Genomic DNA, 3238 nt, shown 5'->3' with positions numbered 1-3238 from the left:
GTACGGCCGGCGGTAGCGGACCTTCGTCTGCCGCAGCGGACTCGTCACCAGACTCTTGCTCGCCGAGCCCTTCGGACACAGCCGACCCCGCGAGATCGGGCTGTCCGGATCACCCTCGATCTGACTGACCTGCCCGTCCTTGACGAACACCCGCTGACCACAACCCACCGCGCAGTACGGACACACCGAACGAGCCACACTGTCGGCGTCCTCGGTACGGGCAGTGAGCGCACGGGAGCCGGCGGACTTGGCCGCGGCACCCCGGCCCAGCGGGTCGGTGCCGGTGAGCTGCCGATAGACCGGCCAACCCTCGATCCAGCTGCGCACCCCCATCGCCGCACCTTTCCGACTAATCCGGCCAAATGTGAACAGCCTGACATTAGACGAGGTACGCGCCCGGTCGCAGCGAGATCACCAGAGAGACACCTCGCCCGGCCGTTTTCGCGCAGGCCGGGGAAGGCATGGTGTATGTGGTTCAGTTCGGCTGGAGCTGCCCGACGTGGTGGTCGCTGAAGGCCCGGTAACGGCGCAGCTCCCAGAACAGCCAGCCGATACTGATGATCGCCAACACGACGAAGACCAGTGAGCCGGAGAAGGTGTCCCACAGGGTGTGCAGGACGACGACACCCAGGAACGTGCCGATGAACCCGAACAGCCGGGCGACGCTCGGGCTGGCCAACAGCACCCACAGCGCGCCGGCGGTGAGCCCGGTCCACGCGGTGTGACCCGCGGGCGCGGTCAGACCACGGATGAACAGCGTCTGCTCCACCGCTCCGATGTTGCCCTGCGAACCCAGCAGGGCGCTGAACGCGTAGCCCATCGTCTCCAACGCGGCGAAACCCATGCCGGCGGCGACGCCGATGATGAGTCCGTCGGAGGGCACCCGACGGCGATGCTGGGCCACGACCGTGAACAGCAGCACCACCGGAACGATCAGCTTCGCCGCCTCTTCGATCAGTGCCACGAACAGCAGGGGCAGCATGCCGAGATCGCGCAGGGTGTCGTACTCCAGCGTGCCGGCGACCACCGTGCCGACCACGCCACCGAAGAACGCCGACGTCACCAACACCGACGCCGGCACCTGCCAGCGCCCGGTGCGGGCCTGCGCGAACGTCAGGAACGTCAGCGGCACCAGCGTCGCCCCGAGCAGGATCAGCGCCGGGACGAAGTTCGGATTTTGCGTGCTGACGAGGGTCCGCAGCACCGCCATGTAGAGGATCAGCCCGATGACGAGCACCCCGACCCACGCCCACCGGCGCGCACGATCACCCATACCGCGCAGTCTGGCGGATCCAGGTTACGAACGCAGCCACGGCGCTGAGATCGGGCCGGCTCTCGTTCAGATCGCCTCGGCCACCCTTGCCGCCGCCAAGGCGACGAGCTTGTGCAGTTCTTTCTCCGCTGTCGCGTCTGACGTCTTCGCGCCGGCCGAATAGTCGATCAGCGACGTAACGCTTCCCACCCTGAACAGCACGCTGTACGCCCGGAAAGGCGGGGCGGCCGGGCCGATCCGGCTGGTGTAGCGCCAGGCCACCGCCTCGTCACCCACTCGGGGAGCCGTCGCCAACTGCATCGACAGGTTGTGCAGATAGCCGGCTTCGAGCCCCTCGCCCTCGCCCCAGGACCGACACCGCTCGACACTCGCGCGGACGCGGGCAACCTCAGCCGCAGCACCCTGCCCCGGATGCAATTTGACCACCTGGAGGAATCCTCGGCCGTTGCCGGGGCCAGCCTGTCGCCAACGGAGCGAGCCCTGCAGGCTGGCGTTTTCCGCGCTGTAGAGATCACGCTTCACGCGGGTGCAGGCCGGGTCACTGGTCTTCGGCTCGCGCGGCAGATCACCCCGCCCGAGGATCTCCCAGTCACCATCCAGATCCTGCCGGCCCAGCAGCAACGCCAGCATCCGCTTGTCCAACATGCCGTCAGAGAGCGTCGGAGTTGTCGTCGGGGAAGCCGTCCGAGAAGGTTCAGGGCCAGGCGGGGACGCGGCGGGCGCAGCCTCCGGAGGGCTGGCGCCCGCGCTGCACCCCGCCAGCGACAGCGCAATGGCGCAACAAACCGCGATCGTCGTCCTTCGTGCCATGCCCGTGATCATGCGCGACCGAGCCGCTGACGGCGACCCCGAAATGATCCGCTCCTGCGCCGTCCGGCCTGGTTACTGGCACTCGTCGTCGTGCCGGAACTGTCCACCCGCACCCCTGAGCCGGCCGTCATTCTGGACAACCCGATCTCGAGGGGTGCCTCGCAAAACCCGCGATCACGTGTACGAGCGCCAGGAGGCGGCTCCACCCGAACCGGCCTGACCTGCTGGAGCCACGGGGCCGCCCGGGTACCGCGCGGCCAGACCTTCCAGGTCGTGATAGCGATCCACCGCCGAACGCGGCGAGGCCTTTAACGAGGGGCGCAATGGTCAGGGCCTGTGCGGCTGATCATGAAGGGAATCCACTTTAACCGAAAACTTCCCACAGGACGCGAAACCCCTCAGAATCCGCGAATCGGTCTAATACGCTACGACTCGCCCGATTAGCTACGGTGCGTCACGCATCGGTGGCTATGGGCGCATCTAGGGCGGCTCTCTGGAGGGGTCATGAGCAACAACCGACGGCTGCGGCGAGGGCTGAAGCCCGGCCGTGCCGCTTCCGGGCTGAGTTCTGCCCTGATGGTGGTCGGAATGACGGGCGGGCCCGCAGCCGCAGCGCAACCCGTGGAAGCGAAATCGTCCACCCAGGACGTGCATGTCGGCACGCCCGGCCCACTCGGCCAGTACGGCGGCTGGCCCACGTTCCTACCGGCTGCTCGAGACGGCGGCGGACCAGACGACTCGGCGGACCAGCACCCTGAGGGGCCACCCGACTGCGGGCCTCAGGGCTGGCAGGGCCCGTGGGGCCAGCACGACGAGGGCAAGCAGCCGAAGCCGGACTACCCGCACGGCTCGCATGGCACTCAAGGCCCCCAGGGCGCTCAAGGTCCCCAGGGCGACACTGGCGCACAAGGCGACGCTGGTGCCCAGGGCGACACTGGCATTCAGGGTTCCCAGGGCAACCAAGGTGCCCAGGGCGACACCGGCACACAAGGCGCACAGGGCGCCCAGGGATTCCAGGGTGACACCGGCGCTCAGGGCGACGCAGGCGCTCAAGGCGCTCAAGGCGCTCAAGGCGCTCAAGGCGCTCAAGGCGCTCAAGGCGACACAGGCGCGCAAGGCTCCCAGGGTTTTCAGGGTTTCCAGGGCGACACCGGC

General features: G+C 68.1%; 2 protein-coding genes and 1 pseudogene. All 3 read right to left on the bottom strand.

The annotated features are described in order from the left end of the window. Window positions 1-333: pseudogene (locus tag C7C45_RS32640) on the bottom strand (formate dehydrogenase); the annotation flags it as partial. A gap of 142 nt (window positions 334-475) precedes the next feature. Further along, window positions 476-1273 (bottom strand): PrsW family intramembrane metalloprotease, encoded by a 798-nt coding sequence (locus tag C7C45_RS32635; RefSeq protein WP_110568737.1) that lies wholly within the window; start codon window positions 1271-1273, stop codon window positions 476-478. Window positions 1274-1339: 66 nt separating this feature from the next. Continuing rightward, window positions 1340-1918: a hypothetical protein gene (locus tag C7C45_RS32630; protein ID WP_110568735.1), complete on the bottom strand. Its 579-nt coding sequence runs from the start codon at window positions 1916-1918 to the stop codon at window positions 1340-1342. Window positions 1919-3238 lie beyond the last annotated feature (1320 nt).

This window comes from Micromonospora arborensis, from assembly GCF_003205615.1.
In the GTDB taxonomy this organism is placed as follows: Bacteria; Actinomycetota; Actinomycetes; order Mycobacteriales; family Micromonosporaceae; genus Micromonospora; species Micromonospora arborensis.
This window is presented reverse-complemented; position numbering and strand designations above follow the sequence as displayed.